The sequence below is a fragment of the Mesorhizobium sp. M5C.F.Ca.IN.020.29.1.1 genome, from assembly GCF_003997375.1.
GTDB lineage: Bacteria > Pseudomonadota > Alphaproteobacteria > Rhizobiales > Rhizobiaceae > Mesorhizobium > Mesorhizobium wenxiniae.
Genome location: NZ_RZSW01001162.1, coordinates 1 through 547 on the forward strand (window position 1 = coordinate 1; position 547 = coordinate 547).

The window sequence follows — 547 nt, forward strand, 5'->3', positions numbered from 1 at the left end:
CGCTGCGCATCGCGTCGAATCCGGTCTGGAAATCGTCGATGCCGATGCGGTGGGTGATGAGGCCGGTGACGTCGAGCGGGCCTTGCACCAGTGCGATCATCTTGTACCAGGTCTCGAACATCTCGCGGCCATAGATGCCCTTGAGATGCAGCATCTTGAAGATGACCTTGTTCCAGTCGATCTCGAAGCCGGTCGGCGCGATGCCTAGAATGGCGATCTTGCCGCCATTGTTCATGGCGTCGATCATGTCGCGGAAGGCGGGTGCGGCGCCAGACATTTCGAGGCCGACGTCAAAACCTTCGGTCATGCCGAGCGCCGGCATGATATCGCGCAGCTTTTCCTTCGATGCGTCGACCACATGCTGGACGGCGAGCTTTTTCGCCAGTGCCAGCCGCACCGGGTTGATGTCGGTGATGACCACTTTTCGCGCGCCGACGCACTGCGCCACCAGTGCACCCATGATACCGATCGGCCCGGCGCCGGTGACCAGCACGTCCTCGCCGACGAGATCGAAGGACAATGCGGTGTGAACGGCATTGCCTAAGGG

At 61.2% G+C, this 547-nt stretch carries 1 protein-coding gene; it reads right to left on the reverse strand.

The window, feature by feature from the left end; all coding sequences use genetic code 11:
• A partial coding sequence (locus EOA85_RS36835; protein WP_164760202.1) for a zinc-binding dehydrogenase occupies nucleotides 1-547 on the reverse strand: 547 nt, incomplete at both ends.